The organism is Isoptericola sp. b408 (genome assembly GCF_030588085.1).
GTDB classification, from domain to species: domain Bacteria; phylum Actinomycetota; class Actinomycetes; order Actinomycetales; family Cellulomonadaceae; genus Isoptericola; species Isoptericola sediminis.
In genome coordinates, this window is record NZ_JAUQYQ010000005.1 from 131847 (window position 1) to 157555 (window position 25709).

A 25709-nucleotide genomic window follows, 5' to 3' on the forward strand; every position below is an offset into this window, starting at 1 on the left:
GTCTCAGGCCACGGAGTCGCGCCACGCGGCCTGCATCGCCGCGTAGCGTCCGCCGGCGGCCACCAGGTCCGCCGGTGCGCCGTCCTCCAGGACGCGACCGTGCTCGAGCACGAGCACCCGGTCGGCGATGTCCACCGTGGAGAGCCGGTGGGCGATGATGATCGCGGTCCGGTCGGCCAGAAGGGTCTGCAGGCCACGCTGCACCAGCCGCTCGCCCGGGATGTCGAGCGAGCTGGTCGCCTCGTCGAGGACCAGCACCGCGGGGTCCGCGAGGAAGGCCCGCGCGAAGCTGAGCAGCTGGCGCTGCCCGGACGACACGCGGCCGCCGCGCTTGTTGACGTCGGTGTCGTAGCCCTCGGGCAGGCTCGTCACGAACTCGTGCACACCGACGGCGCGTGCCGCCGCCTCGACCTCCGCGTCGGTGGCGTCCGGCCTCCCCAGGGCGATGTTCTCCCGCACCGACCCGCTGAACAGGTAGGCCTCCTGGGTGACCATGACGACGGCACGGCGCAGGTCGGTGCCGGAGACGTCGCGGACGTCCACGCCGTCCAGCAGCACCCGTCCCGCGCTGGCGTCGTAGAACCGCGTGACGAGCTTGGCGAGGGTGGACTTGCCGGCACCGGTGGACCCGACCAGGGCGACGGTCTGACCGGCCGGGATCGTCAGGTCCAGCCGGGGCAGCACCACCGGGCCGTCCCCGTAGCCGAAGGTGACGTCCTGCAGGCGGATCTCGCCGCGCGGTGACGGCAGGGGTGTGGGGTCGGACGGCTCGACGACGGTGGGTTCCTCGGCGAGCAGGCCGGACACCTTCTCGAGCGCGGCGACGGCCGACTGCAGCGCGTTGTAGAACATGCCGAGCTGCTGGATGGGCTGGAAGAACCGCTTCACGTACAGCAGGACGGCGACGAGCGCGCCGACGTCCAGGGAGCCCTCGACCACGCGCCATCCGCCGTAGGCGAGGGCGGCGGCGACCGTCAGGTTCCCGATGAGCACCAGTCCCGGCTGGTACCGGCCGTTGACCCCGAAGATCCGCAGGTTCGCGTCGCGGTACTGCTCGCCGAGCCGGCCGTACTCGGCGTCGTCGGTGGCCTCCCTGCGGAAGGCCTGGACCGCGCGCATGCCGGTCATGGTCTCGACGAACTTCACGATCAGCCGTGCCGAGGCGGTGCGCTGCTCGCGGTAGGACTGCTGCGAGCGGCGCTGGAACCAGCGCGTCAGGAGCCAGGCCGGCACGAGGGCCGCCAGGAGCACCAGCCCCGAGCGCCAGTCGACGTAGAAGAGCGCGCCGGCGGTGAAGACCATGAGCATCAGCGACGAGACCACGCCGGTCAGCCCGCCGTCGAACAGCTCGCGCAACGCCTCCAGGTCGGAGGTCTGGCGGCTGATCACCCGGCCCGACGTGTACGACTCGTGGAACTCCAGGGAGAGCCGCTGGGTGTGCCGGAAGACGCGGCGGCGCAGCTCGAGCAGGACGCTCTGGGCGACCCGGGCCGCGGCACGCACGTAGGCGCCCGCGCACAGCCCGCCGAGCACGGCCGCCAGCACGTAGATGCCGCCGACGAGGACCAGCCGGGTCGGGTCGCCCTCGCGCAGGGCGGGCAGCGCCGTGTCGATCGCGGCCTGGACCAGCAACGGCCCGGAGACCTGGGCCAGCGTGCTGATCACCACGAGCGCGCCGGCCCCGGCGAGCGCCCCGGCGCGGGGGCGCAGGAGCTGGCCGAGCAGGTGCAGCGAGCGGCGCCGCACGGCCCGGGAGGTGCCCCGGTCGAGGTCGGTGGCGTCGTCGGCCCGCGCGTCGGTGGGGCGCAGACGTCCGGTGGCCGCGGTCATCGCGCCTCCTGGGTCACGTCGGTCTCGTGCTCGTGGGCCACCCAGTCCTCCTCGAGCGAGGCGACGACGTAGCGGTAGTGGGGGTCGCGGGCGAGCAGCTCGCGGTGGGTGCCCACCGCGCTGATGCGGCCGCCGGACAGGACGGCGACCCGGTCCGCGAGCGCGACCGTCGAGGGACGGTGGGCGATGACGAGGCTCGTGGTGCCCGCCAGCACCTCGCGCAGCCCGCGGGTGACGGCCTCCTCGGTGGTGACGTCGAGTGCGGACAGCGGGTCGTCCAGGACGAGGACGCGGGGCCGGGCCGCGATGGCGCGGGCCAGGGCCAGGCGTTGCCGCTGCCCGCCGGACAGCGACAGGCCCTCCTCGCCGATCCGGGTGTCGACACCCTGGGGCAGGTCGTGGACGAACCCGGCCCGGGCGACGTCGAGGGAGCTGTGCAGCAGCCGCTCCCGCTCAGGCGCGGGCAGGGAGTCGTCGACACCGAGCAGGACGTTCTCGCGGACGGTGGTGGAGAACAGCGTCGGCTCCTCGAAGGCGACGGCGACCGCGCGACGCAGGTCGTGGCGACGCAGGTCGCGCACGTCGATGCCGTCGAGGCGGACGGACCCGGTGGTCACGTCGTGGAGACGGGGCAGGAGCATCGCCAGCGTCGACTTGCCGGAGCCCGTGAGCCCGACGAGCGCGGTCGTGGTGCCGGCCGGCAGGTCGAGGTCGACGCCGTCCAGGACCGGGGGCTCGTCGGCCTCGTGGCGGAAGGTCACGTCACGCAGCGTGACGTCACCGCGCACGGTGCCGAGCTCACGGGGCTCGGCGGGGTCCGTCAGCGGGTTCGCGGTCTCGACGACCTCGAAGAAGCGGTCGACGGCGGTCCGCGCGTTGAGCGTCATGGACAGGGTCATGCCGAGGTCGACGACGGGACCGTTGATGACGGCGGCGGTGAGGAAGAAGGCGGCCAGGGCCCCGACGGTGAGCTGCCCCTCGGCGGCCGACCAGACGCCGAGGACGAGGCAGACCGCCAGGGTGGCCTCGGGGATGAGGTGCAGGGCGGTGGTGACCGTCGCCTGGTTGCCGGCCTTGCGGATCTCGGTGCGACGCAGCTGCTCGGCCTGTCCCGTGAAGGACTCCAGGGCGTCGCCCCCGCGCCCGAAGGCCTTGAGCACCCGGATGCCGTGCACGGACTCCTCGACGGTGTTGGCGAGGTCGCCGGACTGGTCCTGGGACGTCCGGGCGATGACGCGGTACCGGCGCGAGAAGCGGTAGGCGATGACGACGACGGGGACCGCGCCGACGAGGTAGACGAGCCCCAGCCATCCCGCCGTGGCGACCAGCACGGCGATGCCGACGACGACGGTGATCGTGCTGACCACCAGCTGCAGGAGCCCGAAGACCAGCCAGCGGCGCAGCAGCCCCAGGTCGGTCATGGAGCGGCTGAGCAGCTGGCCACCGGCCCACCGGTCGTGGAAGGCGGCGGGCAGCTGGAGCAGGTGACGGAACAGCGTGGTGCGCAGCGCCGCCTCGACCCGCGTGCCGGGGTACATCACGAGCGTGCGGCGCAGGAGGATCAGTCCGGCCTCCAGCAGCCCGAGGGCGAGCACGGCCAGCGTGGGCCACAGCAGCGCCGCAGGGTCGCCGGCCGCCGCGCCGGCGGCCAACGGACCCTCGACGAGCACCTGCAGCACGCGCGGGATCGCGAGGGCCGCCAGGCTGGCACCGAGCGCCGCGACCAGCCCGGCGACGAGGCGCGGCAGCGCGGGACGGACGGTGGGCAGCAACCGGCGCAGGGAGGCGAGGGTGCTCAGGTCGGACCCCGCCGGGACGGACGGGCTGGCGGGGCGGTCGGCGCGCGCGGTGGGGGGCATCGAATCGATTCTCGCACCACCCACCGACACGGTTGCTCCGGGCACTCCGGTGCGGGCCTACCCTGGGCCCGTGGTCCGCTTCGACGACGAGCACTGGGACGCCTACAACGCCCGGCAGGGCACGCGGCCGGTCCGTGACCTGTGCCGACGGCTCCTCGGCCACGCCGGTCCCGGCGCGGGCCGGCTCGCGCTGGACGTGGGGGCCGGCGCCGGGGTCGAGACAGCGGCGCTGGTGAGCCACGGGTGGCGGGTGCTGGCGATCGACCCGGCGCCGTCGACGGTCGCCCGGGTCACGGCGGCGGTGCCGCCCGGGCACCGGCACGCGCTCCGGGTCCGACGGGTCGGCGTCGGTGCCGCGCTGCCGCTGCCCGGCCTCGACCTGGTGCACGCCTCCTTCGCCCTGCCGTTCGTGCCCCCGGAGGAGTTCCCGGACGTCTGGCACGGCCTGCGGTCCGCGCTGCGCCCGGGCGGCTGGTGCGGGGTCACGTTCTTCGGCCCACGGGACCAGTGGGCCTGCGCACCGGGTCTCGCCGACCGGCTGACGTTCCACGACCGCGCCGCGGTCGACGAGGTGTTCGCCGGGTGGGAGACGGTCGAGGTCACCGAGCACGAGTCCGACGGCACCTCCTTCGGCGGCCCGAAGCACTGGCACACGATCGAGGTCGTGGCCCGCCGACCGGCGTCCGGTCAGACGTCGACGGGCACGCGCTGAGCCACCGGACCCCATCCCCCGCCGACGGGTTCGGCCCCGGCGGCCACGACGACGTCGCGCAGGGCCGCGAAGTGGTCCACCGGCCCGCGCCCCCGGCCGACGCCGAGGTCACCGGCGCCGGTCAGGGCCGACGTCAGCCACGCCTTGGTGCCCATCAGCGCACGGCGCCAGTCCCCCTCGCGCACGTACCGCGTCGCCAGCCCGGAGGACAACGAGCAGCCGGTCCCGTGCGTGTGCCGGGTGCCCACGCGGACGCCGTCGACCTGCTGCACGTCACCGCCCGGCCCGACGAGCGCGTCCGGGGCCTGGTCACCGGCCAGGTGACCGCCCTTGACCAGGACACGGACCTGCCACCGCGCCGCCAGCCGCGCGCCCTGGGCGAGGGCCGCCGACCAGTCCCCGGCGCACGGTTCGCCGAGCAGCACGCCCAGCTCGGGCAGGTTCGGGGTGACCACGTCGCAGCGCGCCAGCAGGCCGCGGACGGCCTCCTCCCCCGCCGGGTCCAGGAGCCGGTCGCCCGAGGTGGCCACCATCACCGGGTCGAGCACCACCGGCACCGACGCGGGGGTACGGCGCAGCCAGTCGGCCAGGACCGCGGCGACCTCGGCGGTCGCCAGCATGCCGATCTTGACGGCGTCGACGGCCACGTCGTCCGACACCGCCGCGAGCTGCGCCGCCAGGAACTCCGGCGGCGGCACGTGCACGGCACGGACCCCGCACGTGTTCTGGGCGGTCAGCGCCGTCACGGCCGCCATGCCGTAGCCGCCGGCGGCACCGATCGACTTCAGGTCGGCCTGCACGCCGGCCCCGCCGGACGGGTCGGAACCCGCCACCGCGAGCACCCGCGGCACGGGACCGCGGGGGGTTGCGGTGACCGGCTGGTGCGGCGCGTTCGTCGTCATCGGCGACATCCCTTCGTCAGTGCGAGCTGCTTCAGGTTCGACGGGTGTGATCTCAGCGCCCCGACGGGCGCACCCCGTGTCGGTTCCTCACCGTAGTAGCCCCCGGCGCCGTGGGGCGACGGGGGCTACGGGGGCAGGGGCGCACCGGCGTGCCGACGAACGGTGGTGCCGGCTCAGGACCGCGGGATGACCTGGTCCAGCGCGTCCTCGAGGGAGACGACGCCGACCAGCAGGTCGCCGTCCATCACCACGGCGAGCTGCACGCTCTCGCGGCGCATGCCCGACAACGCCTCGTGGACCGGCATCCGGGGGCGCACCACGTAGGCCGGTCGGGCGAGGTCGCGGGCGAGGCGGTCGGAGGGCTCCAGCAGCGTGTCGCGCACGTGCACGATGCCGGGCGGGCCGTCACCGGTGTCGACGAGGATGCGCAGGTGGCCGCTGCGTCGGGCGGCCTCCTGCACGGCGGCCACGTCGGCGTCGGCGGGCACCGCCGTGGGTGCCGCCTCGGCGCTGACGAACGAGGACACCTCGCGCGTGCTCAGGTCGAGCGCACCGGCCAGCGGGCCGCTGAGCGCGTCGTCGAGCGCCCCCTCCTTCGTGGAGTGGTCGACCAGGTGACGGATCGTGTCGGCGTCCTGCCCCCCGACGGCCGCCCGGTCCACCGGTTCGACGCCGGTCGCGGCCACCAGCCTGTTCGCCATCCGGTTGATCCAGCCCAGCAGCGGCCGGAACACCCAGATGAACGCGCGTGCCGGGGGTGCGATGAGCATCGCCGAGCGCTCCGGGTGGGTGATCGCCCAGGACTTCGGCGCCATCTCCCCCAGGACCAGGTGCAGGAAGGTCACCACGAGCAGGGACAGCAGGAACGCGGCCGTGTCGGCGAGCCAGTACGGGGCGCCGACCGCCTCGAGCCCGGGGCCGAGCCAGGCGTCCAGGGCCGGCTTGGTCACGGCGCCCAGCGCGAAGGTGCAGGCGGTGATCCCGAGCTGGGCCCCCGCGAGCATGACGGTCAGCTCGTTGGTCGCCCGCAGCGCGGAGCGGGCCGCGCCGCTGGACGGCGCCATCTCCTCCAGCCGGTGCCGGCGCGCGCCGATCAGCGCGAACTCGATGATCACGAAGAAGCCGCTCGCCACGAGGAGCGCCGTCGTCACGGCCAGCACGATCCACGGGTTCGTCATCGCCGGTCCCCCTCGCTCTCGAGGTCGCCGCTCGCGACGTCCCCGTTCTCGTGCCCCTCGTCCTCGGCCGGTGCCTCGACCTCGTGCAAGGTCACCCGGAGCTGGGACGGGACGTAGCGGTCCACGGAGAGCACCTCGATGCTCAGCCGGCGCCGCACCTGCTCGTGCAGGGCGAGCTCGACCGCTTCGGTCGCGAGCTCGATGGTCACGGTCTCCCCGACCTCCGGCAGGTTGCCGTGCTCGGCGATCACCAGTCCGGACATCGTCTCGTAGTCGCCGCGGGGCAGATCGTGGTCGAGGACCCGCTCGGCCTCGTCCAGGTGGACGTCCCCGCCCATGCGCCAGGTCGCCTCGCCCTCCGGCTCGACGACCTCGGCCTGCTCGACGTCGTGCTCGTCGGTGATCTCCCCGGCCACCTCCTCGGCGAGGTCCTCCACGGTGAGGATGCCGGCGAACCCGCCGTACTCGTCGATGACGCAGGCCAGCTCGTCGCGGCGCGCCGTGAGCTCGGCGAGCGCGTCCGGCAGCAGCATGAGGGTCGGCAGGACGGTCGCCGGCTGCATGATGTCGCCGACCGGGGTGTCATGCGCCTCACCGGCGGCCAGCACGTCGAGCAGGTGCACGACACCGACCGGCTCGTCCTCGTCGGAGATCACCGGGTACCGCGTGTGGGCCTGCGCCATGGCGGCCCGGGCCTCGCCGACGGTGTCGTCGGGGTGCAGCGTGTCGACCCGGGCGCGCGGCACCATGGCGTGCTCGACGTCGCGCTGCGGGAAGTCGAGGATCCGGTCCAGCATCATCGACAGGTCCTCGGGCAGGTCACCGCTGTGGCGCGAGTCGGCGACGATGTGCTCCAGGTCGCGGGCGGTCGCGCTGGAGTCGACGTCGTCCACCGGCTCGATGCCCACCAGGCGCAGCAGCCCGTTCGCTGCGCGGTCGAACACCGTGATCAGCCAGCCGAAGGCGGCCAGGTAGATCCGGGTCGAGCGGGCGAGCCGCCGCGCCAACGGGTCGGGCGCGGCGATCGCGAGGTTCTTGGGGAACAGCTCGCCGAAGATCATCTGGGCCACGGTCGACAGCGCGAGCGCCCCGACGGTGCCGACCGCCACGCTCACGCCCGCCGGGACGCCGACGACGCCGAAGATCTCACCGAGGGACTCCCCGACGAGCGGTTCGGCCACGTACCCGATGAGCAGACCGGTCACGGTGATGCCCAGCTGGGCACCCGAGAGCATGAAGGACGTGCGCCGCGTGACCGCCAACGCGTCGGCGGCGCTGCGGTCCCCGGCCTCCGCCTGGGCGCCGAGCCGGGACCGGTCGACCGACATGTAGGCGAACTCCTGGGCGACGAAGTACCCGTTGAACGCGATGACGACGGCGATGACCACGATCCCGAGGAGCAGGGTGGCGACGGTGATCAGCACCGGTCACCCCCGGAGGGTCGGCACGACGGACGATGACGATGGTGCCCGTCTGCTGGACCAGCAGGGTTGTTCACGAGTTCTCTCACGCCTCCCAGCGGCTGTCGTCCCGGGATCGTATCCCGGGACGACAGGGTCGGCCACGCCGACGACGGCCGCTGCGCCGCTGCAGGTCAGCGGCCCGGGGACAGCCGCGGGTTCGACAGCGCCAGGCGCAGCACGTTGGCCGCGGTGCGCTGCAGCTCGCCGAGCGTGACGCCGTCGGCGGCCGCCAGGGAGGCCAGCAGCGACCCGTCCCCGTGCCGGTCGTCACGCCCCCACGCACCGGGCATGTGGACGTCCACCTGGGCGCGCACGCGGTAGGCGTCGTTGGTCACGGCCGGGAAGTCGGGGTCGACGGCCTCCCGCATCCACCAGTCGGTCATCACCGCGCCGTCGAAGCCCCACTCGCCGCGCAGGATCGTGGTGACCAGGTCGTGGTGGTAGTGACCCCAGACGCCGTTGATCTTGTTGTACGAGGTCATGAGGGTGCGCGGCGCCGACTCGGCGACGCAGATCTCGAACCCCCGCAGGTAGATCTCCCGCAGCGCCCGCTCCGAGACACGGGAGTCGTTGTACTCCCGGTTGTCCTCCTGGTTGTTGGCGGCGAAGTGCTTGGGGCAGGCCGCCAGCCCCTCGGACTGGATGCCGCGCACCGTGGCGGCCGCCATCCGGCCCGTGAGCAGCGGGTCCTCGGAGAAGTACTCGAAGTTGCGGCCGCAGAGCGGGTCGCGCTGGATGTTCATCCCCGGCGAGAGCAGGATGTCCGACCCCTTCGCCGCCATCTCGACGGCCAGCAGCGCGTTCAGCGTCGTGACCAGCTCGGGGTTCCAGGTCGAGGCCAGGGCGGTGCCGCTGGGCAGCAGCGCGGTGTGCGTGGCCAGGCGGATCCCGGCCGGACCGTCCGTCGTGGTCAGCGCCGGGACGCCCTTGGCCCGCAGGGACTCGACGGTGCCGGCGAGCGCGCCGGCGTTGCCCGGCGCGCCGAGGCTCGAGTCCATCGTGAAGTCGCCCCGCGACAGCGCTTCGAGCTCGTCGTCGTCGAGCTGGGCCACGAACTCGTCGAGCGACGCGTCCCCCGCGGCGACGTCGGCCAGCGTGACACCGCGGTCCCCGGTGCGCTCGACGGGCGCGGGCAGCGCACCGAGCACGCGGTCCCGACGCGAGACCGTCGCCTCCGGGACCGTCTCGCGTGCCGCCCGGACCTCACCGCCCTCCGTGCGGGCGACGACGCGTTCGAAGGCGTGCCCGGGTGCGACGGCGCCGGCCTCGGTGACCTGCCGCACCACCCGCAGCTCCGCGACGTGCGCACCGCCGCACGGCACGGCGGTGCGCACGTCGGTGCCCACGAGGACCTCGTAGCGGCCGGCCTCCAGGACGTAGGCCGACCGGTGGCCCGTCGCGCCGGTATCGTCGTAGGCCGCCAGGTCGTCGAGGCGGAAACGCAGCTCGAGCGTCTCGGACTCGCCGGGCGCCAGCTCGCGGGTCTTGCCGAAGGCGGCCAGGTGCCGGGCCGGGCGGCCGAGGGCGCCCTGCGGGGCACGGACGTAGGCCTGGACGACCTCGGTGCCGCGGTGCACGCCGTGGGTGTTCGTGACGCGTGCTCGCACCACGACCTCGCCGTCGCGGGTGTCGACCTCCTCGGCGCGGACGTCGAAGCTCGCGTAGGTCAGGCCGTAGCCGAACGGGAACAGCACGTGCTCGGGGGCGAAGGTCTCGAACCATCGGTAGCCGACGTAGACGTCCTCGACGTACTCGTTGTGGTCGTGACCGCCGAAGTGTCCGGCGCTCGGGTAGCGGTCGTACGCGGTCGCGATCGTCGCGGTGAGCTTGCCCCCGGCGGGCACCGCACCGGTGAGCACGTCGGCCACGGCCCGCCCGGACTCCATGCCGCCCTGCCAGGCCAGCAGCACGGCGTCGAGGTCGTACTCCTGCGTCCAGGCCAGGTCGACCACGTTGCCCGTGTCGACGACGACCACGGTCCGCTCGAACGCCGCGCTGGCGTGGGAGAGCAGTGCCCGCTCGTCGGCGGTCAGGTAGTAGCCGCCCTCCTCGAGCGCCTGCTCGCGTGCCTCGCCCGCCGCGCGCCCGATGACGACGACGGCGGTGGAGGCGCGGTCGGCGGCCGCCGCGACCTCGTCCGCGGTCAGCGGCATCTCCGGGTGCGACCGCGGCCAGGTGCCCCAGGCCGGCTCCGGGTCGACCGGGTGGTCCGCGCACCAGGCCGCGTACCGCTCGGCCAGCGCCTCGTCCACCCGCAGGTCGGTCGCCTGCAGAGCATCGATCAGGTTCCACGTGTACGGCGGGCGCACGTCGCCGCCGGAGCCGTAGCCCACCATGAAGTAGTCGCGCTGCACCCGGCCGAGGACCGCGATGGTAGCGCTCTCAGCCAGCGGGAGCGTCTCGTTCCGGTTCGTCAGCAGCACGATGCCCTCGGCCGCCGCGCGCCGGCACGTCTCCCCCATGCCCTCCGGGATCCACGTGTCCGTGGACTGCAGCTGTACCCGTCCCTGGGCGAGCTGGTCCGTGCTGTCGATCTGGCCGATACCTGCGCCTCGTTGATTCACCCGAACACTGTACGCGCCGCGTGCGAGCGCGGACGTCCGGGCCGTCCGGCGCACCGGACGTCCGCCCCGGCCGCCGGGGGCGGGTCCCGGACCGCTCCGGGACCCGCCCGCGGCGCGTGTCAGCCGTCGACGACGGAGACCGTCACGTCGATGTTCCCCCGGGTGGCGTTGGAGTAGGGGCACACCCTCTCCGCGGCGTCCGCGAGCGCCCGGGCGTCCTGCGCAGGCAGGTCGGGCACGACGACCTCGAGCTCGACAGCCAGGCCGAAGCCGCCGTCGCCGTCCGCCCCGATGTGCACGCGGGCGCCGACCGAGGTGTCGGTCAGGCGGATCTTCCGCTGCCTCGCGACGCTCTGCAGCGCCGAGTGGAAGCAGGCGGCGTACCCGGCGGCGAAGAGCTGCTCGGGGTTCGACCCGTCACCCGAGCCGCCGAGGTCCTTCGGGACGGCCATGTCGAGGTCGACGCGGCCGTCGTCGGTGCGGACGCGGCCGTCGCGGCCGGCGCCGGTGGAGAGGGCTTCGGCGGTGTAGCCGATGTTCTGCAGCACGGAGCGTTCCCTTCGTTCGGACTCACCGCGCCCGGTCAGGCGTCGGCGTGCAGGGCCAGGTAGTCGTTGGCCTCGCGCAGCCGGGCGAGCAGGTCGCCCGCGGCGGCGCGGTCGGGCGGCAGGCGTTCGGCCAGGCAGCGCTGGACGTCGCCCAGCTCCCCGTGCAGGTCGTCCCCGGCCGCGGTCAGCGCGACCGTGACCACGCGTTCGTCGTCCCGGCTCCGCTCCCGGCGCACGACCCCCCGCGCCTCGAGCCGCTTGACCAGCGGGGACAACGTCCCCGAGTCCAGGTCCAGCAGCCGTCCGAGCTCGCCGACGGTGAGGGGCTCGCCGTGGTTCGCGCCGAGCATCTCGACGACGAGGTACTGGGTGTAGCTCAGTCGCCACGGGGCGAGGAGGTCGGCGTAGAGCCGCCCGATGCGTCGCTCGAGCGAGTACACGGCGAAGCACAGCAACGGGTCGAGGGCCTTCGAGGCGCCGACGTCTGGCATGCGTTCATGGTTGCACGCAATTCTATTGCGCACAACTGAGTATGGCCAACGGTCCCCGGAGAGCTCTCGTCAGGGCCGACGGCCCCGGTCAGGGCTACCGTGGAGACATGACCACCCGGCTGCGCGCCGTCGTCCACGGCAGGGTCCAGGGCGTCGGGTTCCGCGACGCCACGGCCCGGGTGGCCGAGCGCGCCGGGGTGGCCGGTCAGGTCGCCAACCTGCCCGACGGCACCGTCGAGGTCGAGCTGGAGGGCGACGAGGGCGCGGTCGGGTCCGTGGTGGAGTACCTGCACCACGGCCCGCCCGCCGCCGCCGTCTCGAGCGTGCGGGTCACGGACCTGGAGCCCCGCGGGGACACCGTCTTCCGGATCCGGTGACGCGCGGCCGTGACGCCTCAGTCGAAGTAGTGCGGGACGTCGATGGGCCCGCCCTGCGCGGCGAACTCGGCGTGCACCGACTCGCGCAACGAGGCGTCCCCCAGGTAGTCGAGCGCGGTGGCGGCCAGTCCCGCCGCGCCGTCGACCGCGGCCCGGACCGCGGCGGGGCCGCCGGCGGCCTCCGCGAACTCCACCGTGTGCAGCGCCACGTCGGGGTCCGCGACCTGGACGAGCGGGTGGATGCCGGGGATGCGGAAGCTGACGTTGCCGAAGTCGGTGGACGCCGCCAGCGTCTCGGACACCACGCCGCCGGGCAGCACGTCCCGGCCCCGCCGACGCTGCGCCGCGACCCACCGCCGGGTCAGGGCCTGGTTCGTGCGCACCGGCAGCGAGGGATGGGCGCCGTCGTCCCAGGCGATGTCGACCTCGGTGCCGGTCATGAGCGCGGCGCCGCGTGCGACGTCGTCGAGCCGCCGGGAGAGGTCGCGCAGGGTGTCCGGGTACTTCGAGCGGGCGTACAGGTGCATCACCGCCCGGTCCGGGACGATGCTCGGCCGGGTCCCGCCCTCGACGATCGTGGCGTGCACGCGGTCGACCGGCGGGAGCTGCTGCCGCAGCAGCCCGATGCCGGTGTAGGCGAGGTTGGCCGCGTCCAGGGCGTTGCGCCCCATGAAGGGCTGCGCCGAGGCGTGCGCGCTGCGTCCGGTGAACGTCCAGGTGAGCAGGCGGCGGCCGAGCCAGACCTGGTCGGCCACGTCCACGCCGTAGGGGTGCAGCATGATCGCGGCGTCCAGGTCCTCGAACGCGCCTGCCCGCGCCAGCACCTCCTTGCCGCTGTGCCCCTCCTCGGCGGGCGTGCCCAGCAGGACGACCCGCCCGGCCGGCGCGTCGGGCGCGGCCAGGGCCTCGTGCAGGGCCAGGAACGCGCCGACCGCGGCGGCCGCGATGACGTTGTGCCCGCAGGCGTGGCCGATGCCGGGCAGGGCGTCGTACTCCGCCAGGACCGCGATCGCCGGGCCGTCGGCGGGCCGCCCGGTCCCGGCGCGGAACGCCGTCTCGACGCCGTGCACGCCGGTGGCGGCCTCGACGCCGTGCCGGGCCAGGACCTCGACCAGCAGCCGTGCGCTGGCGTGCTCGGCGAACGCGGTCTCGGGGTGCGCGTGCAGGGTCCGGACGATCTCGGCGAGCTCCGGCTCCAGGGCCGAGGCCGCGGCCTCCGCCGCGGCGACCAGGTCCTCCGGGGCTCCCCCGGCGGCGGCCCCCGGGGGCCCGGCAGCCAGCGCCGCCTCCCGGCGGTCGTCGGTCTCGGCGGCGAGATGGTCGAGGTAGGCCGTGCTCGGCCGGTTCGGCGCTGGCATGCGGCCATCGTACGGAGGCGTCGGCCCGGTGCACGCGGCTACGCGCCGAGCCCGCCCCGCGTGCGGGGAGCCGGGCCGCGACCCGTCGCGCGCCCGGGTGCGCGCTGCCAGGATGACGGGATGCACCGTCGACTCGGCCTCAAGCTCACCCAGGACGCCCCGGTCACCGCGTTCGCGGACGTGTGGCGCACGGCCGACGACGCCGGGTTCGACCACGTGTGGGTGATGGACCACATCGCCTCCCTCGGCCCCGACCCGGGACGCCCCGTCTTCGACGCCTGGGCGATGCAGGCCGCGATGGCGACCCTGACCTCACGCGTGCGCATCGGCTGCATGGTCTCGGGCAACTCGTACCGGCACCCCGGGATGCTCGCCAAGCTCGCCACGACGGTCGACCACCTCTCGGGCGGGCGCCTGGAGTTCGGGATCGGCGCCGGGTGGAACGAGCGCGAGCACACCATGTACGGGCTGGACCTCGGGGACGTGGGCACCCGGATGGACCGCCTCGAGGAGGCGCTCGTCGTCATCCGCTCGCTGTGGGGGCGGCCGACCACGACGTTCCACGGCGAGCACTACCGCCTCACCGACGCCGTCGCCGAGCCGAAACCCCTGCAGCGGCCGCACCCGCCGATCTGGGTCGGCGGGTCCGGCCCCCGCCGCACGCTGCGGCTGGTGGCGCGGTACGCCGACGTGTGGAACGACACCGAGAGCAGCCCGGAGCGGATCGGTGAGCTCAGCGAGGTGCTGGCGCGGCACTGCGACGACGTGGGCCGCGACCCGGCCGAGATCCGTCGCACCGTCCAGCTGCGCCTGCGTCAGCACGACCTGGCGGACCTGCCGGCGCTCGTGGCGGCCTACGAGGCCGTCGGGGTCAGCGAGTTCGTGATCGTGCTGCCGTCCGACGGGGACGTGCGTCCGCACCTGGACGCCGTGGTCGACGCGCTCCCCCGGCTCCGGTCCGCCGGCTGACCCCGGTCGAGGCCGGGCGGCGGGCCTCGACGAGGTGTCGCGTCGAGGCCCGCCGCAAGAGGGTCGTACCGACGGGCGTGCTCAGTCGTGCACCGACGCGGCGACGAGCCAGGCGGTCAGCAGCACGACCACGACCATGAAGCCCGTCTCGTGCCCCGCGCCGCGCTGCAGCAGGCTGGCGGCCTTGTGGGCCCGCCGGGCCCCGTGACCCGGCGCCTGCAGCAGCGGCACCACACGGAAGTGCTGGTAGGCACCGATCGCGGCGACCACCGCCACCACCGCGACCTTGGCCAGCAGGAACAGCCCCCAGCTCGTCTCCCACAGCTGGGAGGGTCGGTCGAGGATCTCCACCGTCAGCGCCACCCCGGCGAGGCCGACCAGCGCGATCGACCCCGTGGCCAGCACCGCGAAGCGGCTGCCCAGCAGTCCGGCGTCCAGGGGGCGGGCGTCCCGGCGGCGGCGGCGCAGGACGACGCCGACCATGACGACGCCCCCCACCCACGCGGCGGCCGCGAGCAGGTGCGTGACGTCGGTGGTCACGACCAGCCAGTGCGGCCCGACGCTGCGGCTGTGCCCGTCCAGCACGATGCCGGTGCCGAGCAGCAGGGCACCCACCACGGCCAGCCACGACCCGGCGAGCGTGCGCCGTGCGCCGACCAGCACGGCCAGGGCGCCTGCGGCCTGCAGACCGAGCACGAGCGCCGTGTCGCCGGTCAGGGCGTCGCGCAGGGCCGACGGTGTCCAGGCGGCGCTGATCTCGCCCTGGGCCACCACGACGGCCCGGGCCGCGAGGCGCAGCGGGACGGCCACGAGCGCGAGCAGACCGACCCAGCGCACGGCGGTGAGCACCGTGGGCACGTCCTCGCGGTCGCGCCCGCGCAGGACGAGCGCCGCGAACAGCAGCCCGCCTCCGGCCACGAGCGCACCCCACAGGACGGCGGCACCGGCGAGGCGGGACACCACGGCGGCGAACCCCGCCGCCGTCTCGTCGTCCTCCTCGGCAGCGGTCACGCCCGCGTCCGTGTCCGGCGCGGGTTCGGGCGACGGCTCCTCGGAGGCGTCCGGCTCGGCCGGCTCCTGCGCGGGCGCGGCCCCGGTGACGGCGAACACCACGGTCCCGTCCAGCGGGTGGCCGTCCTCGGCGGCCACGTTCCAGTCGACCGTGTACTCCCCGTCCGTGAGCGGCTCGGCGGGGGTCGCGGTCAGCACGGTGCCGTCGTCGGACTGCGTGACCTCGACGGGCACGGCACCGTCCGGGCCGGTGACCTCCACGGCTTCGCCCAGCGGGGTGACCGGCAGCGTGTAGGTGAGCACGACCTCCTCGACCGGGCCCTGCGCGGTCGAGCCGTCGGCGGGTTCGGCGGTGTCGAGCTTGGTGTGCGCCGAGGCGGGTCCGGCCCCGGCGAGCAGGAGCAGCAGGGCGAGCAGGAACCCGCCGACGAGGGTACGGGCGCGCGTCATGAGGACTCCTCGGGGTCGGAGGAGGCGGCCGCGAGCAGGTCGGCCATCTGCTCGATCTCGGCGGTCTGGGCGGCGCCCATCCCGGCCGCCAGCTCGACCATCTCGGTCGACGAGCCGTCGGTCACGACGCGGTCGGCCATCTGCACGCCGTGCTCGTGGTGCACCGTCATCTGCCGCAGGAACACCTCCTGCAGCTCGTCGGCGGGCACGGCCTCGAGGTCCTGCGCAGTGATCTCGGGCACGGTGTCGTCGACCCGCTCGAGCTCGCGGGCGCCGAGCCAGTCGTTCATCCGGGTGTTCTCCTGGCTCTGGGAGCCGGCGACGGAGCGCGCGAGGTCGCGCACCTCGGCGTCGACGCCGTCGGCCTGCAGCAGCGCCTGCGACATCGCGATCGCGTCGACGTGGTGCGGGATCATCATCTGCGCGAACATCACGTCCACGCGGTTGTGGTCGTCGGGGGCGGTGGGTCCGTCGGCCGCACAGGCCGACACGGTCAGGGTGAGGGCGGCGCCGAGCGCCGCCGCGGTGCTCCGGGCGGTCATGAGGTCCTTCTGCGGGGTCGGTCGCGAGGCCGGGTTCACCGGCACGTGGGGTCGGCGCGGTCGTCGTCGACGACCGCGCCCTCACGTGCGCGAGATGCCCAGGACGACGGGTTCGGGCGTGCCCGGCACGCGCGCGGTGCGCGGGAGCGCCGGCAGGAGCGCGCTCGCCGGGGCGGGCGCCCAGACCGCCCGGCCGGCGGGCCGGGGTCGCAACCGCCGCAGGGCCAGCAGGGTCAGGGCGGCCAGGAGGGTGCAGGCGACGAGCGTCTCGTGGTCGTGGTCGTTCGTCGGGCTTCCGTGGCCGGCCGGCGAGGCCGCCGTGCGCGGGGCGTCCGCGGCGTGGTCGTGTCCCCCGGGCTCCGCGAGCGCACCGGCGGTCTGGTGGACGCCGTCACCGGGACCGTGCACGTGGCCGGACGACCCGGACGGCTGGTGCGAGACGAGCAGCAGCGCGAGCGCCACCACGAGCAGGCAGACGCCCGCCCACAGCGCGAGGGCGCGCAGCGGGACGCTGCGGCGCGACGCGACCGGTGCCGTTCTCGTCATGCCCCCGATCCTACGCGGACGCGCCGAGCAGCCCGGCGGTGATCCCCAGCAGCAGGCTCGTCGCGGCGGCCGTGTGCAGGACGACCACCGCGGGGCGCGGGACGGTCCCCCGCCGGGGGCGGGTGGACGTCACCGCCCGGAAGGCGGGGGCGACCCAGCGCAGGTAGTAGAACAGGCTCGCCACGGAGTTGACCGCCGCGAGCACGACGAGCCAGGCGTACCCGCCGTCGGCCGCGGTGGTGAACGCGCCGAGCTTGCCCAGGAACACGGCCGTGGGCGGGGTGCCGACCAGACCGAGCAGGCACACCACGAGACTGACCAGCAACCACGGGCGACCCGTGACCCCGGCGGCCCACCCGACCAGCGTGGTGCGGCGCGGCACGACGGCCACGGCGGCGAAGGCGCCGATGTTGGTCACGGCGTAGGCGGCGAGGTACAGCCGCAGCGCCGGGGCGGCGAGCTCGACCGTGCCGGCCACCGCGACGATCATCAGCAGGTAGCCGACCTGGCTGATCGTCGAGTACGCGAGCAGCCGCTGCAGCGAGGTCTGCCAGAACGCCGCGAGGTTGCCCAGCGTCATGCTCGCCGCCGCGACGAGTGCCACGCCGAGCGCCAGGCCCGCCGGGGTCTCGGCGAACGGGCCGGCGACGAGACGGAACGCGGCGGCGACGGCGCCGATCTTCGGGACCGTGGAGATCAGCGCGGCCACCGCGGGGCTCGCACCGTCGACGGCGTCGGGCACCCAGAAGTGCACGGGGACGGCACCGGCCTTGAACAGCACGGCGGCCAGCAGGCCGAGGGCGGCGAGCGCCGCGACGGCGGGAGCCGCGGCCGGCAGCGACGCCGAGACGGCGGCGTAGCCGGTGCGGCCGGTGCCGAGGACCAGAGCGGCCGCGCCGACCAGCAGGACCACCCCCACCAGGGCGCTGAGCAGGTAGTACTTCAACGCCGCCTCGGTGCCGCGGGCGTCCTTGCGGAAGGCGGTCAGCGTGTACGCGGGGACGCTCGCCAGCAGGTAGGCCGCCACGAGCAGCAGGGCGTCGGTGGTCGCGGCGAGGGCGTCGGCGCCGAGGGCGACGAGCAGCGTGAGCACGTAGGCCTCGGTCTCGCGCGGGTGACCCGCCAGCTCGGTGCGCAGCAGCACGACCACGGCCGCCGTGGCCGCCGCCACCGCGAGGCGCACCACGCCCGTGGTCGCGTCCACCGTCCAGGTGCCGCTGAAGACCGTCCGCACGGGGTCGCCGAGCACGGCGGCCGCCGCGGCCGCGCTCACCAGGCAGCCGACGACGGCGATCCAGGCCACGCGTCGCTGGGCACGCTGCGGCGTCCACAGCCCGACCAGCAGGCCGCCGACGGCGGCGGCGAGCAGCGCGGCCTCGGGCAGCAGCGCGAGGGCGTCCTGGGCCGTCATCCGCGCCTCACCGGGCCACCAGCGCGACGAGGCCGTCGGCCGCCGGGCCGACGACGTCGACGAGCACCCAGGGCAGCAGCCCGACGGCGACGCTGAGCCCGAGCAGGGGCACCACGGCCACCCGTTCGACGGTGGTCACGTCCCCGAGCCCGCCGGCGTCGACCCCGTCGGGCACCCGCAGGTCTCCGGTCAGCAACCGCTGCAGCGCCCGCAGGAACAGGCCGGCGGTGAGCAGGATGCCCACCACCGCGACCACCACGGCCACGGGGACGGCCGCGAGCGACCCGGCGAAGATCTGGAACTCGGCCACGAAGCCGGACAGGCCGGGCAGCCCGAGCGAGCCGAAGGCGGCCACGGCGAACAGGACGGCGAACCCGGGCAGGGCGCGCGCGAGACCGCCCCACCGGGCGAAGGCGTACGTCCCACCCCGCGTCCACAGCATCCCCGCGACGAGGAACAGGGCGCCGGTGAGCAGGCCGTGGCTGACCATCTGCACGACGGCGCCGGTCGCCGCGACACCGGCCGCGGCGGCGGGGCCGGACCCGTCCGCGCCGTCCCGGGCGAGCACCCCGACGGCGCCCAGCCCGAGCAGGACGTACCCCATGTGGTTGACGGAGGTGTAGGCGATCATCCGCTTCAGGTCGTCCTGGGCCAGGGCCACCAGCGCGCCCCACAGCACGCTGACCACACCGATCACCACGATCCACGTGCCCCAGCGCTGCCAGGCGTCCGGCAGCGTGGGCATGGCGATCCGCACGAACCCGAAGGTGCCGAGCTTCAGCAGCACACCGGCCAGGACCGCGGACCCCTCCGCCGGGGCGTCGGTGTGCGCGGGCGGCAGCCACGTGTGGAACGGGACCAGGGGCGTCTTGACCGCGAGCCCCACGACCAGGGCGAGCAGCACCCAGGACGCGGTCCCGCTCTGACCGGCCCACGGCGGGTCCTCGACGAGCCGCACGATGTCGAAGGTGCGCGGCTCGCTGCCGAGGAACAGCCCGATGAAACCCAGGAGCAGCGCCAGCGATCCCAGGAACGTGTACAGGAAGAAGGTCAGGGCGCTGCGGCGGCGGTCGCCGTGGCCCCACCCGGCGATGACGAAGTACATCGCCACGATCGACAGGTCGAAGAACAGGAAGAACAGGATCAGGTCGAGCGCCGCGAACGTGCCCAGGCAGGTCGTCTGGAGCAGCAGGAACAGGGCCGCGTGGCTGCGCGGCCGCGGGGTGCCGCGCAGCGACCACACCGCGCAGCACCAGAACAGCACGGCGGTCAGGGCCAGCAGCGGCAACGACAGCCCGTCGACGCCCACGTGGTAGGAGGCGTCGACCGTCGGGATCCAGCGCAGCTTGACGTCGTACTGGAACCCGCCACCGGGGTCGAACCCCCACCAGAGCCAGGCGACCAGCCCGACCACCACCGAGGACGTGGCCACCCACGCCCAGGACGCGGTCCGGTCCGGGACACGGGCCGCCACCAGGACGAGCCCGGCGAGCGCCGGGAGCAGGACGAGGACGGTCAGGAGCACGAGGTCACCTCACGAGGAGCAGCAGGAGCAGCAGCAGGCCGAGACCGGCCGCCGCCTGGGCGTAGTACTGGTGCAGCAGTCCGGTCTGCAGGCGCCGCGCGGCGTGCCCGGCCCGTGCCACGCCGGAGGCGACGTCGCGCACGGCGCCGTCGACGCGGCGGTCGTCCAGGACCGCCGCACGGCGGGCACCGGCCACCGCGAGCCCGGCGGTGCGCCGCACCGCGCGATGGATCCCGGAGTCGTCGAGGACGGCGACCCGCCCGGCCAGCCGCGGGACCGCCCTCGCCACGGCGTGGACGGAGCGGTCCAGACCGCCGTCCACCCGGTCGACCCGGCGCGCCAGGGCGCGGACACCGCGGCCGACCGTCACGAGCAGCGCGGGCATGGCCCACCACGACGTCAGCGGTGCGCGCTCGGCGACCCGTACCAGGGCGGGGCGCCACAGCACCACGGCCGCCACGACGACGGCGAGCCCGCCGGAGAGCACCAGTGCGCCGGGCGTGGGGGCGGGTCCGGGCTGCGCGCCGAGGACCCGGGCGGCGCCGTCGCGAACGACGGGAAGGGCGAACGCCCCCAGGCCCACCGCGGCCGCGGCGAGCGCCAGCGCGGCGGCGACCGCCGGACGCGGTGCGCGGGAGCCGTCGCCCGGGTGCCGCGGGGCGAGCACCACCGCGACGATCTTCGCGGCGTAGGCGGCGGACAGCGCGCCGGCCACCAGGGCCACGACGTGCAGCACGGCGCCGCCGGCCAGGTGCGCCTCCTCCGCCCCGGCCAGGATCTCGTCCTTGGTCACCCACAGCGACAGCGGTGGGACACCGGCCAGGGCCGCCGCCGCGGCGACCGACGCGGCCCCGACGAGCGGGTACCGGCGGCCGGCGCCACGCAGCTCGGCCAGCGCCCGCGTGCCGAGCGCACCGAGCCAGATGCCGGCCGCCACGAACAGCCCGGCCTTCACCGCCGCGTGCGCGACCAGGTGCTCGACGCCACCGAGCAGCCCGGGACCGGCGCCGGCGGCCCACGCCCCGGCGGCCAGGACGACGAACCCCATCTGCGCCGCGGTGCTCGCGGCCAGCAGCTGCTTGAGGTCGGTCTGCGCCACGGCGACGAGTCCGAGCGCCAGCGCCGTCGCGGCCCCGACCCAGGCCACCACCGGGGCGGCGCCGTCGGCCAGGGCAGGGCCGAGTCGCAGGAGCAGGTAGCCGCCGGCCGCGACCATGGTGGCCGAGTGCAGCAGCGCCGAGACCGGGCTGGGACCCTGCATCGCGGCGGACAGCCAGCCGGACAGCGGCAGCTGGGCCGACTTGCCGAGCGCGGCCACGACGACGCCGGTCGTCGCCACCGCCGCCCAGGGCGCCGGCAGCCCCTCGAGGCCGGACAGGCCCAGGCTGCCGCTGCCGGCGAGCACGGCACCGGCGGCGACGTACAGGCCGAGGTCAGCGGCCCGGGTGGTCAGCAGCGCCGTCGTACCCGCGGACGTCCGTCCCGCCAGCCGCCACCGGAAGCCGATGAGGGCGTAGGAGGTCGCCCCCATGACCTCCCAGCCGAGCATCAGCGCCGGGAAGGTCGTCGCCGTGACGGTCAGCTGCATCGCGGCGACGAACAGCAGCCAGTAGCCGAAGAACCGGGCCCGCGAGGTGCGCGCCTCGTGGTCGACCGCGGCGTGCACGGTGACGGTCAGCGCGACGACGGCGACGGTCACCGTGAGCACCGCCGAGAGCCCGTCCACCGCCAGCGCGAGGTCCGCACCGTCGGCGACGGCCGCGGCGCCGCTGCCCAGGAACGGGACCGAGACGGTGGGTCGCCCCGTGGCGGCCACGATCGCGAGAGCCGCGCCGACCAGCCCGATCCCGAGCGCCAGGGGTGCCGCGACCCCGTCCAGCCGGTGCCGCCCGAGCAGCAGTGCCGTCCCGCCGACGGCGGGCAGCAGCACGACCAGCAGCAGGGCGGCGCTCATCCGGCGAGGTCCTCGGCGGCGTCGACCGTGTCGACCTGTCGGGCGCGATAGATCGCCAGGGCGACGGAGAATCCCATCGCCATCTCCACGGCCATGACGACGGTGGCCACGAGCACGAGCACCTGCGCCCCGGGCAGCTGCGGGGTGAGGTAGGCCCAGGCGGCACCGGCGGCCAGGATGACGCCGTTGACCACGAGCTCGAGGCCCATCATGACCATGACGATCGACTGCTGGGACAGCGCGCCGAACAGGCCGGTACCCACGAGGGCGGCGGCGACGGTCAGCACGACCTGCAGGGTGACCTCGGTCATCGGGGCAGCCCTCCGCGCACGGGGTCGTCGGGGTCGCGTTCCAGGTCGGCCCCGAGCCGGTCGTAGCGTCCGCGGTGCGTGGCCAGCGCGATGCCCGCGACCATGGTGGCGAGCAGGACGACCCCCACCACGATCATCACGAGCATGTAGTCCCCCATGATCGCCTCGCCGACCTGGACGGTCGCGTTCGCGGGCCGGGGTCCGGGCCGGTCGGGCCAGTCGACGGTCCACACCCCGACCGTCAGCACGACGAACGCCACGACCCCCGCCGCGATCGAGCCCCGGGTGTTGTGCACCATGGTCATGGGCATGAGCCCGGCGGGGTTCATCATCAGCATGATCATGAACACCGCCATGATCGCCATCTCGATGGTCATCATCAGGATGGTCAGCAGCCCGAGGTAGGCCAGGTCCATCAGGAGCAGCGCGGCGCCGGTGGCGAGGAAGGACGCGAGCAGGGAGAACGTCGCGCGCGCCATGGAGTCGACGACGAACACCAGCACCCCGGTGCACACCGCCACGGCGCCGAGGACGGCCAGGAGCAGCAGCTCGGTCATCGGTAGAAACCTCCCAGCACGAGCACCGCCGCCACGGCGGACTGCACGACGGTGGCCGGCAGCAGCACCACCCAGGCGACATCGGCGAACCGTTCGGGGCGCACGACCGGCCAGCGCCGCCCCACCCCGACCAGCAGAGCCATGACGGCGAGCGTCTTCAGGGCGTACCAGACCGGGCCGGGCAGTCCTGGCCCGTCCTCGCCCCCGAGGAACCATGCCGCGGCGGTGGCGGCGGCGACGCCGAGGAAGGTCGCACGGCCGACCTGGACCAGGAGCCGGTCGACGCCGGAGGTCTCGGCCAGCACTCCCCCGGCGACGTCGGCCCCGGCGGGGGCGCCGAACGGCCCCCAGAAGGCGAAGGCCGCCGCGCCGATCAGGAAGACGACGAACGCCACCGGCATGGTCCACAGGAACCAGGCCCCGCCGGCCTGGGCGGTGACGACGTCCGTGGCGCGCAGCGAGCCCGCGCCCACCCCGACCGTGATGATCGCGAACATCAACGGCAGCTCGTAGGCCAGGCCCTGGGCCAGGAACCGGTAGGCGCCCACCAGGGGGTGCACCGCGTTCGGTCCCCAGCCCAGCAGCCAGACCGCGGCCCACAGCAGCGCCTCGGCCGCGTTGAACCACACCAGGTCCGCCGACGTCGAGACCACGCTGCGTCCTCCGAACGGCAGCACCGCGGCCGACATCAGGGCCAGGACGGGCACGGCCGGCACCGCCACCGTGCTGAGCAACCGGTCCGGGGCGATCGTCGTCCGGCGCCGTTCGAGCAGCATCCGGGCACCGTCGCGCACCGGAGCGACGACCACGTCCGCGCGACGCCCGCCCGCCGGGGCGCGGCGTGCCAGGGCGTCCATCACGGCGAGCACGAGCCCGAGCAGCAGCGCCACGGCCACCACGACCGGTCCCGCCCACGGCGAGGTCCAGACGGCCTCAGGCATGTCGGTCCCCCTCGTCGGCGGCCGGTTCGCGCTCCCCCGGCCCCACCTCGACGCTCGCCACCGCGAGCCGGGCGGCGGCGAGCTCGGCGCCCTCCAGCGCCACGGCCACGGCCTGGGGCGGCACCGGCTCGGGCGGGGCGGCGCCGTCGAGGACGTCGCACCAGGTGTGCAGACGGTCGAGGACGTCCGTGCCCTGCGGTGCGGGCAGACCGCGCAGGGACCACCGCAGCCGGCGGGAGCCGCGCAGGTCCCGGGCGAGCCGGCTCACCTGCTCCGACGCCGACGGACGCTGCTGCCCGACGGCGTCCCGGGCGCGGCGGGCGCGGTGCAGGTCGCGCTCGGGTCCGGCGAGGACCAGGACGCGGCACACGGCGTCCAGGGCACGCAGCTGTGCCGGGCGGGGCGCGGCCGTGACGCCGTCCGCCCAGCGCACACCGGCACCGCTCAGCACGTCACCCTGCATGGTGGCCCCCACGACGAGACCGTCCGGGGACCCGGGCAGCCAGGGACCCAGCGTGACGTCCAGGGCCTCGAGCTCCAGGCCGTCGCGGTCGGGGGCCGAGGACGCCATCGGCAGGCCGGCCACCTCCATGTCCCCGTGGCCCCCGTGGCCCCCGTGGCCGTGCTCGTCGTGGTCCTCGTGGTCCTCGTGGTCGGGGCCGTCCGGCTGCGCCCCCCGGCCGATCCACGGGTCGCCGTCGGCGTCGGCCGACCGACGCTGCGCGCCGCGGTCCACCAGCGACGCCGCGGCGGCGTCGAGGCGAGCACCGACCTCCGCGGGCCGATCCACCCGGGTCCGCGCCCGCGGTGCGGGCATCTGCGACCAGAGCACCTCGACGGCGCCGCCGAGCTCGGGACCGGGATCGCCGACGACGACGAGGAGGTCCGCACCCGCCGGTGAGAGTGCCGGCGGCCACCCCCGTCGCAGCAGGGCGGACTCGACCTCCTGCCCGGCCGCGGTCGCTCCCGGGGCGACGACGAGCACGCGGGGCCGCCCCAGCGCGAAGCCCCACAGCCGTGCGCTCAGGCCCATCGCAGCGCTCCTTCGCGCCAGGCGTACACCACACCCACCAGCAGCACCGCCAGGAACCCGAACATCTCCACGACGGACGTCGCCCCCATCTGCGCGACGACGACCGCCCAGGGGTACATGAAGACCATCTCCATGTCGAAGGCGAGGAAGAGCACGCTCACCGCGTACCACCGCACGTGGAACCGTGACACGGCGTGCTGGGTCGGCAGGACCCCGGACTCGAAGGGGAGACTCATCGCGGGCGTCCGGGCCACCGCGAGCGCGGTAGCCGCGCCCCGCAGGCCGAGCAGCAGCAGGGCGATCCCTGCCACGAGTCCCGCCAGGGCCATCCGTGCACTCACCGTCCCGTCGTGGTGGTCGTGTCGGCAGCGCCCATGATGGTGGCCGTGGACCGGCTCGGCATCCCGAGAACCGGGACGCGAGCAGCGGACATAGGCTCGGGACATGGCCCACCGCCGGACGACGCTCGCCCTGCTGCCGGGTTGGTGCGAGACGGGCGGCGTCTTCGAGCGCCTGATCCGCCAGCTCCCGCCGGCGGTCACCCCTCTCGTCGTCGAGCTGTCCACCCCGACCGTCACCGACTGGTCGGTCCCTGCCCTGGCCACCCGCGCCGCCGACGCCCTGACCCGTGCGTCGGTGGACGGACCCACCGTGGCGCTCGGGACCTCCAGCGGCGGCTACGTGGCCCAGCAGCTCGCCGTCGACCGCCCCGACCTGCTGGACGGGCTGGTCCTGGTCGGCGCGCCCGCGGACCTGCGTGGCAGGCCGCCGTTCGCCGAGGACGTCGACCGGCTCACCGACCCGATCGACCCCGAGTGGGTCCGGGACTCCCTGGCCTGGTACGGCACGGGCACGGCGATCGACCCGGCCTTCCTCACGGCACGTGCCGCCGAGGCCGCCGACCTGGGCGCCGACGTCTGGCAGGCGTCGCTCCAGGGGTTGACCGAGTCGACGCCGCCCCTGCTCACGGGCACGATCGATCTGCCGACGCTGGTCCTGAGCGGGGAGCTGGACGACGTCGTGGGCCCCAGCCACGACCGGATCCTGGCGGCCGTCCCGCGCGCCCGCGGGATCGTCTACGCGGCCACCGGCCACCTGGTGCTCTGGGAGCGGCCGGAGCGGGTCGCGGCCGACGTCGCGGCGTTCCTCGGCGACCTCGACGCGCGGCGGTGAACCG

General features: G+C 75.0%; 24 protein-coding genes and 1 riboswitch. Of the genes, 4 read left to right on the forward strand and 20 right to left on the reverse strand.

What is annotated here, in order from left to right:
* Window positions 1–3 precede the first annotated feature (3 nt).
* Window positions 4–1830 (reverse strand): ABC transporter ATP-binding protein, encoded by a 1827-nt coding sequence (locus tag Q6347_RS14230; protein WP_304603925.1) that lies wholly within the window; start codon window positions 1828–1830, stop codon window positions 4–6.
* Window positions 1827–3689 carry an ABC transporter ATP-binding protein gene (locus Q6347_RS14235; RefSeq protein ID WP_304603926.1) on the reverse strand — a complete coding sequence of 621 codons (1863 nt, stop codon included), beginning with the start codon at window positions 3687–3689 and terminating at the stop codon, window positions 1827–1829. Before Q6347_RS14235 ends, Q6347_RS14230 begins: the two co-directional genes overlap by 4 nt.
* Window positions 3690–3759: 70 nt before the next feature.
* Here Q6347_RS14235 and Q6347_RS14240 point away from each other — a divergent pair, with 70 nt between their 5' ends.
* The gene (locus Q6347_RS14240; protein ID WP_304603927.1) at window positions 3760–4401 is read left to right on the forward strand and encodes a class I SAM-dependent methyltransferase; all 642 of its coding nucleotides are present in this window, start codon (window positions 3760–3762) and stop codon (window positions 4399–4401) included.
* On the opposite strand, the gene thiD is transcribed toward Q6347_RS14240, so the two are convergent.
* The 6 genes from thiD to Q6347_RS14270 form a co-directional block, all read right to left on the reverse strand.
* Window positions 4377–5303, reverse strand: a complete 927-nt coding sequence (gene thiD, locus Q6347_RS14245; protein ID WP_369810862.1) for a bifunctional hydroxymethylpyrimidine kinase/phosphomethylpyrimidine kinase — start codon at window positions 5301–5303, stop codon at window positions 4377–4379. The two genes, Q6347_RS14240 and thiD, sit on opposite strands and share 25 nt — an antisense overlap.
* Window positions 5295–5390: riboswitch (TPP riboswitch) on the reverse strand. Its footprint overlaps the gene before it by 9 nt.
* Before the next feature lie 86 nt (window positions 5391–5476).
* The gene (locus Q6347_RS14250; RefSeq protein ID WP_304603928.1) at window positions 5477–6481 is read right to left on the reverse strand and encodes a hemolysin family protein; all 1005 of its coding nucleotides are present in this window, start codon (window positions 6479–6481) and stop codon (window positions 5477–5479) included.
* Window positions 6478–7905: a hemolysin family protein gene (locus tag Q6347_RS14255; protein WP_304603929.1), complete on the reverse strand. Its 1428-nt coding sequence runs from the start codon at window positions 7903–7905 to the stop codon at window positions 6478–6480. Before Q6347_RS14255 ends, Q6347_RS14250 begins: the two co-directional genes overlap by 4 nt.
* A 170-nt stretch (window positions 7906–8075) precedes the next feature.
* Window positions 8076–10508 (reverse strand): glycoside hydrolase family 3 protein, encoded by a 2433-nt coding sequence (locus Q6347_RS14260; protein WP_304607696.1) that lies wholly within the window; start codon window positions 10506–10508, stop codon window positions 8076–8078.
* Between the two features lie 119 nt (window positions 10509–10627).
* Window positions 10628–11056 (reverse strand): organic hydroperoxide resistance protein, encoded by a 429-nt coding sequence (locus Q6347_RS14265; protein ID WP_369810863.1) that lies wholly within the window; start codon window positions 11054–11056, stop codon window positions 10628–10630.
* A gap of 35 nt (window positions 11057–11091) precedes the next feature.
* Entirely contained in the window at window positions 11092–11547 is a 456-nt protein-coding gene (locus tag Q6347_RS14270) for a MarR family winged helix-turn-helix transcriptional regulator (protein WP_304603931.1), read from the reverse strand.
* 107 nt (window positions 11548–11654) lie between these two features.
* Here Q6347_RS14270 and Q6347_RS14275 point away from each other — a divergent pair, with 107 nt between their 5' ends.
* Window positions 11655–11924, forward strand: a complete 270-nt coding sequence (locus Q6347_RS14275) for an acylphosphatase (RefSeq protein WP_171245754.1) — start codon at window positions 11655–11657, stop codon at window positions 11922–11924.
* Window positions 11925–11941: 17 nt separating this feature from the next.
* Here the strand turns inward: Q6347_RS14275 and Q6347_RS14280 are convergent, their stop codons facing one another.
* Window positions 11942–13282: an amidohydrolase gene (locus Q6347_RS14280; RefSeq protein ID WP_304607697.1), complete on the reverse strand. Its 1341-nt coding sequence runs from the start codon at window positions 13280–13282 to the stop codon at window positions 11942–11944.
* Between the two features lie 120 nt (window positions 13283–13402).
* Between Q6347_RS14280 and Q6347_RS14285 the strand changes: the two genes are divergently transcribed.
* Window positions 13403–14251, forward strand: coding sequence for an LLM class F420-dependent oxidoreductase (locus Q6347_RS14285; protein WP_304603933.1), 849 nt, complete (start codon window positions 13403–13405; stop codon window positions 14249–14251).
* 81 nt (window positions 14252–14332) lie between these two features.
* Here the strand turns inward: Q6347_RS14285 and Q6347_RS14290 are convergent, their stop codons facing one another.
* The 11 genes from Q6347_RS14290 to Q6347_RS14340 all read right to left on the reverse strand — a co-directional run bounded on the left by Q6347_RS14290 (window position 14333) and on the right by Q6347_RS14340 (window position 24873).
* Window positions 14333–15712: a copper resistance CopC/CopD family protein gene (locus Q6347_RS14290; RefSeq protein WP_304603934.1), complete on the reverse strand. Its 1380-nt coding sequence runs from the start codon at window positions 15710–15712 to the stop codon at window positions 14333–14335.
* Window positions 15709–16254: a DUF305 domain-containing protein gene (locus Q6347_RS14295; protein WP_304607698.1), complete on the reverse strand. Its 546-nt coding sequence runs from the start codon at window positions 16252–16254 to the stop codon at window positions 15709–15711. Before Q6347_RS14295 ends, Q6347_RS14290 begins: the two co-directional genes overlap by 4 nt.
* An 81-nt stretch (window positions 16255–16335) precedes the next feature.
* Window positions 16336–16800, reverse strand: coding sequence for a hypothetical protein (locus Q6347_RS14300; protein ID WP_304603936.1), 465 nt, complete (start codon window positions 16798–16800; stop codon window positions 16336–16338).
* Between the two features lie 10 nt (window positions 16801–16810).
* Entirely contained in the window at window positions 16811–18211 is a 1401-nt protein-coding gene (locus Q6347_RS14305) for an NADH-quinone oxidoreductase subunit N (RefSeq protein WP_304607699.1), read from the reverse strand.
* Between the two features lie 7 nt (window positions 18212–18218).
* Window positions 18219–19736, reverse strand: a complete 1518-nt coding sequence (locus tag Q6347_RS14310; protein ID WP_304603938.1) for a NuoM family protein — start codon at window positions 19734–19736, stop codon at window positions 18219–18221.
* 4 nt (window positions 19737–19740) lie between these two features.
* Complete coding sequence (locus tag Q6347_RS14315) at window positions 19741–21690, reverse strand: proton-conducting transporter membrane subunit (protein ID WP_304607700.1); 1950 nt, start codon at window positions 21688–21690, stop codon at window positions 19741–19743.
* A complete protein-coding gene (locus Q6347_RS14320; protein WP_304603940.1) occupies window positions 21687–22001 on the reverse strand; it encodes an NADH-quinone oxidoreductase subunit K in 315 nt (104 codons plus the stop codon). The genes Q6347_RS14315 and Q6347_RS14320 overlap by 4 nt, the downstream gene beginning before the upstream one ends.
* Window positions 21998–22558: an NADH-quinone oxidoreductase subunit J gene (locus Q6347_RS14325; RefSeq protein ID WP_304607701.1), complete on the reverse strand. Its 561-nt coding sequence runs from the start codon at window positions 22556–22558 to the stop codon at window positions 21998–22000. Before Q6347_RS14325 ends, Q6347_RS14320 begins: the two co-directional genes overlap by 4 nt.
* Complete coding sequence (locus Q6347_RS14330) at window positions 22555–23499, reverse strand: NADH-quinone oxidoreductase subunit H (protein WP_304607702.1); 945 nt, start codon at window positions 23497–23499, stop codon at window positions 22555–22557. Before Q6347_RS14330 ends, Q6347_RS14325 begins: the two co-directional genes overlap by 4 nt.
* The gene (locus tag Q6347_RS14335; protein ID WP_304607703.1) at window positions 23492–24532 is read right to left on the reverse strand and encodes a hypothetical protein; all 1041 of its coding nucleotides are present in this window, start codon (window positions 24530–24532) and stop codon (window positions 23492–23494) included. The genes Q6347_RS14330 and Q6347_RS14335 overlap by 8 nt, the downstream gene beginning before the upstream one ends.
* The gene (locus tag Q6347_RS14340; protein ID WP_304603944.1) at window positions 24523–24873 is read right to left on the reverse strand and encodes an NADH-quinone oxidoreductase subunit A; all 351 of its coding nucleotides are present in this window, start codon (window positions 24871–24873) and stop codon (window positions 24523–24525) included. Before Q6347_RS14340 ends, Q6347_RS14335 begins: the two co-directional genes overlap by 10 nt.
* Before the next feature lie 103 nt (window positions 24874–24976).
* On the opposite strand from Q6347_RS14340, the gene Q6347_RS14345 reads away from it, so the two are divergent.
* A complete protein-coding gene (locus Q6347_RS14345) occupies window positions 24977–25705 on the forward strand; it encodes an alpha/beta fold hydrolase (protein WP_304607704.1) in 729 nt (242 codons plus the stop codon).
* Window positions 25706–25709: the final 4 nt, after the last annotated feature.

Bases quoted from the DNA above. Each gene is read 5' to 3' on its own strand.
- Q6347_RS14305 (WP_304607699.1), bottom strand. From the start codon at position 18,211: ATGACGGCCCAGGACGCCCTCGCGCTGCTGCCCGAGGCCGCGCTGCTC.
- Q6347_RS14295 (WP_304607698.1), bottom strand. From the start codon at position 16,254: ATGACCGCCCGGAGCACCGCGGCGGCGCTCGGCGCCGCCCTCACCCTG.
- Q6347_RS14235 (WP_304603926.1), bottom strand. From the start codon at position 3,689: ATGCCCCCCACCGCGCGCGCCGACCGCCCCGCCAGCCCGTCCGTCCCG.
- Q6347_RS14320 (WP_304603940.1), bottom strand. From the start codon at position 22,001: ATGACCGAGGTCACCCTGCAGGTCGTGCTGACCGTCGCCGCCGCCCTC.
- Q6347_RS14280 (WP_304607697.1), bottom strand. From the start codon at position 13,282: ATGCCAGCGCCGAACCGGCCGAGCACGGCCTACCTCGACCATCTCGCC.
- Q6347_RS14300 (WP_304603936.1), bottom strand. From the start codon at position 16,800: ATGACGAGAACGGCACCGGTCGCGTCGCGCCGCAGCGTCCCGCTGCGC.
- Q6347_RS14330 (WP_304607702.1), bottom strand. From the start codon at position 23,499: ATGCCTGAGGCCGTCTGGACCTCGCCGTGGGCGGGACCGGTCGTGGTG.
- Q6347_RS14345 (WP_304607704.1), top strand. From the start codon at position 24,977: ATGGCCCACCGCCGGACGACGCTCGCCCTGCTGCCGGGTTGGTGCGAG.
- Q6347_RS14275 (WP_171245754.1), top strand. From the start codon at position 11,655: ATGACCACCCGGCTGCGCGCCGTCGTCCACGGCAGGGTCCAGGGCGTC.
- Q6347_RS14250 (WP_304603928.1), bottom strand. From the start codon at position 6,481: ATGACGAACCCGTGGATCGTGCTGGCCGTGACGACGGCGCTCCTCGTG.
- Q6347_RS14315 (WP_304607700.1), bottom strand. From the start codon at position 21,690: ATGAGCGCCGCCCTGCTGCTGGTCGTGCTGCTGCCCGCCGTCGGCGGG.
- thiD (WP_369810862.1), bottom strand. From the start codon at position 5,303: ATGACGACGAACGCGCCGCACCAGCCGGTCACCGCAACCCCCCGCGGT.
- Q6347_RS14270 (WP_304603931.1), bottom strand. From the start codon at position 11,547: ATGCCAGACGTCGGCGCCTCGAAGGCCCTCGACCCGTTGCTGTGCTTC.
- Q6347_RS14285 (WP_304603933.1), top strand. From the start codon at position 13,403: ATGCACCGTCGACTCGGCCTCAAGCTCACCCAGGACGCCCCGGTCACC.
- Q6347_RS14230 (WP_304603925.1), bottom strand. From the start codon at position 1,830: ATGACCGCGGCCACCGGACGTCTGCGCCCCACCGACGCGCGGGCCGAC.
- Q6347_RS14290 (WP_304603934.1), bottom strand. From the start codon at position 15,712: ATGACGCGCGCCCGTACCCTCGTCGGCGGGTTCCTGCTCGCCCTGCTG.
- Q6347_RS14325 (WP_304607701.1), bottom strand. From the start codon at position 22,558: ATGACCGAGCTGCTGCTCCTGGCCGTCCTCGGCGCCGTGGCGGTGTGC.
- Q6347_RS14335 (WP_304607703.1), bottom strand. From the start codon at position 24,532: ATGGGCCTGAGCGCACGGCTGTGGGGCTTCGCGCTGGGGCGGCCCCGC.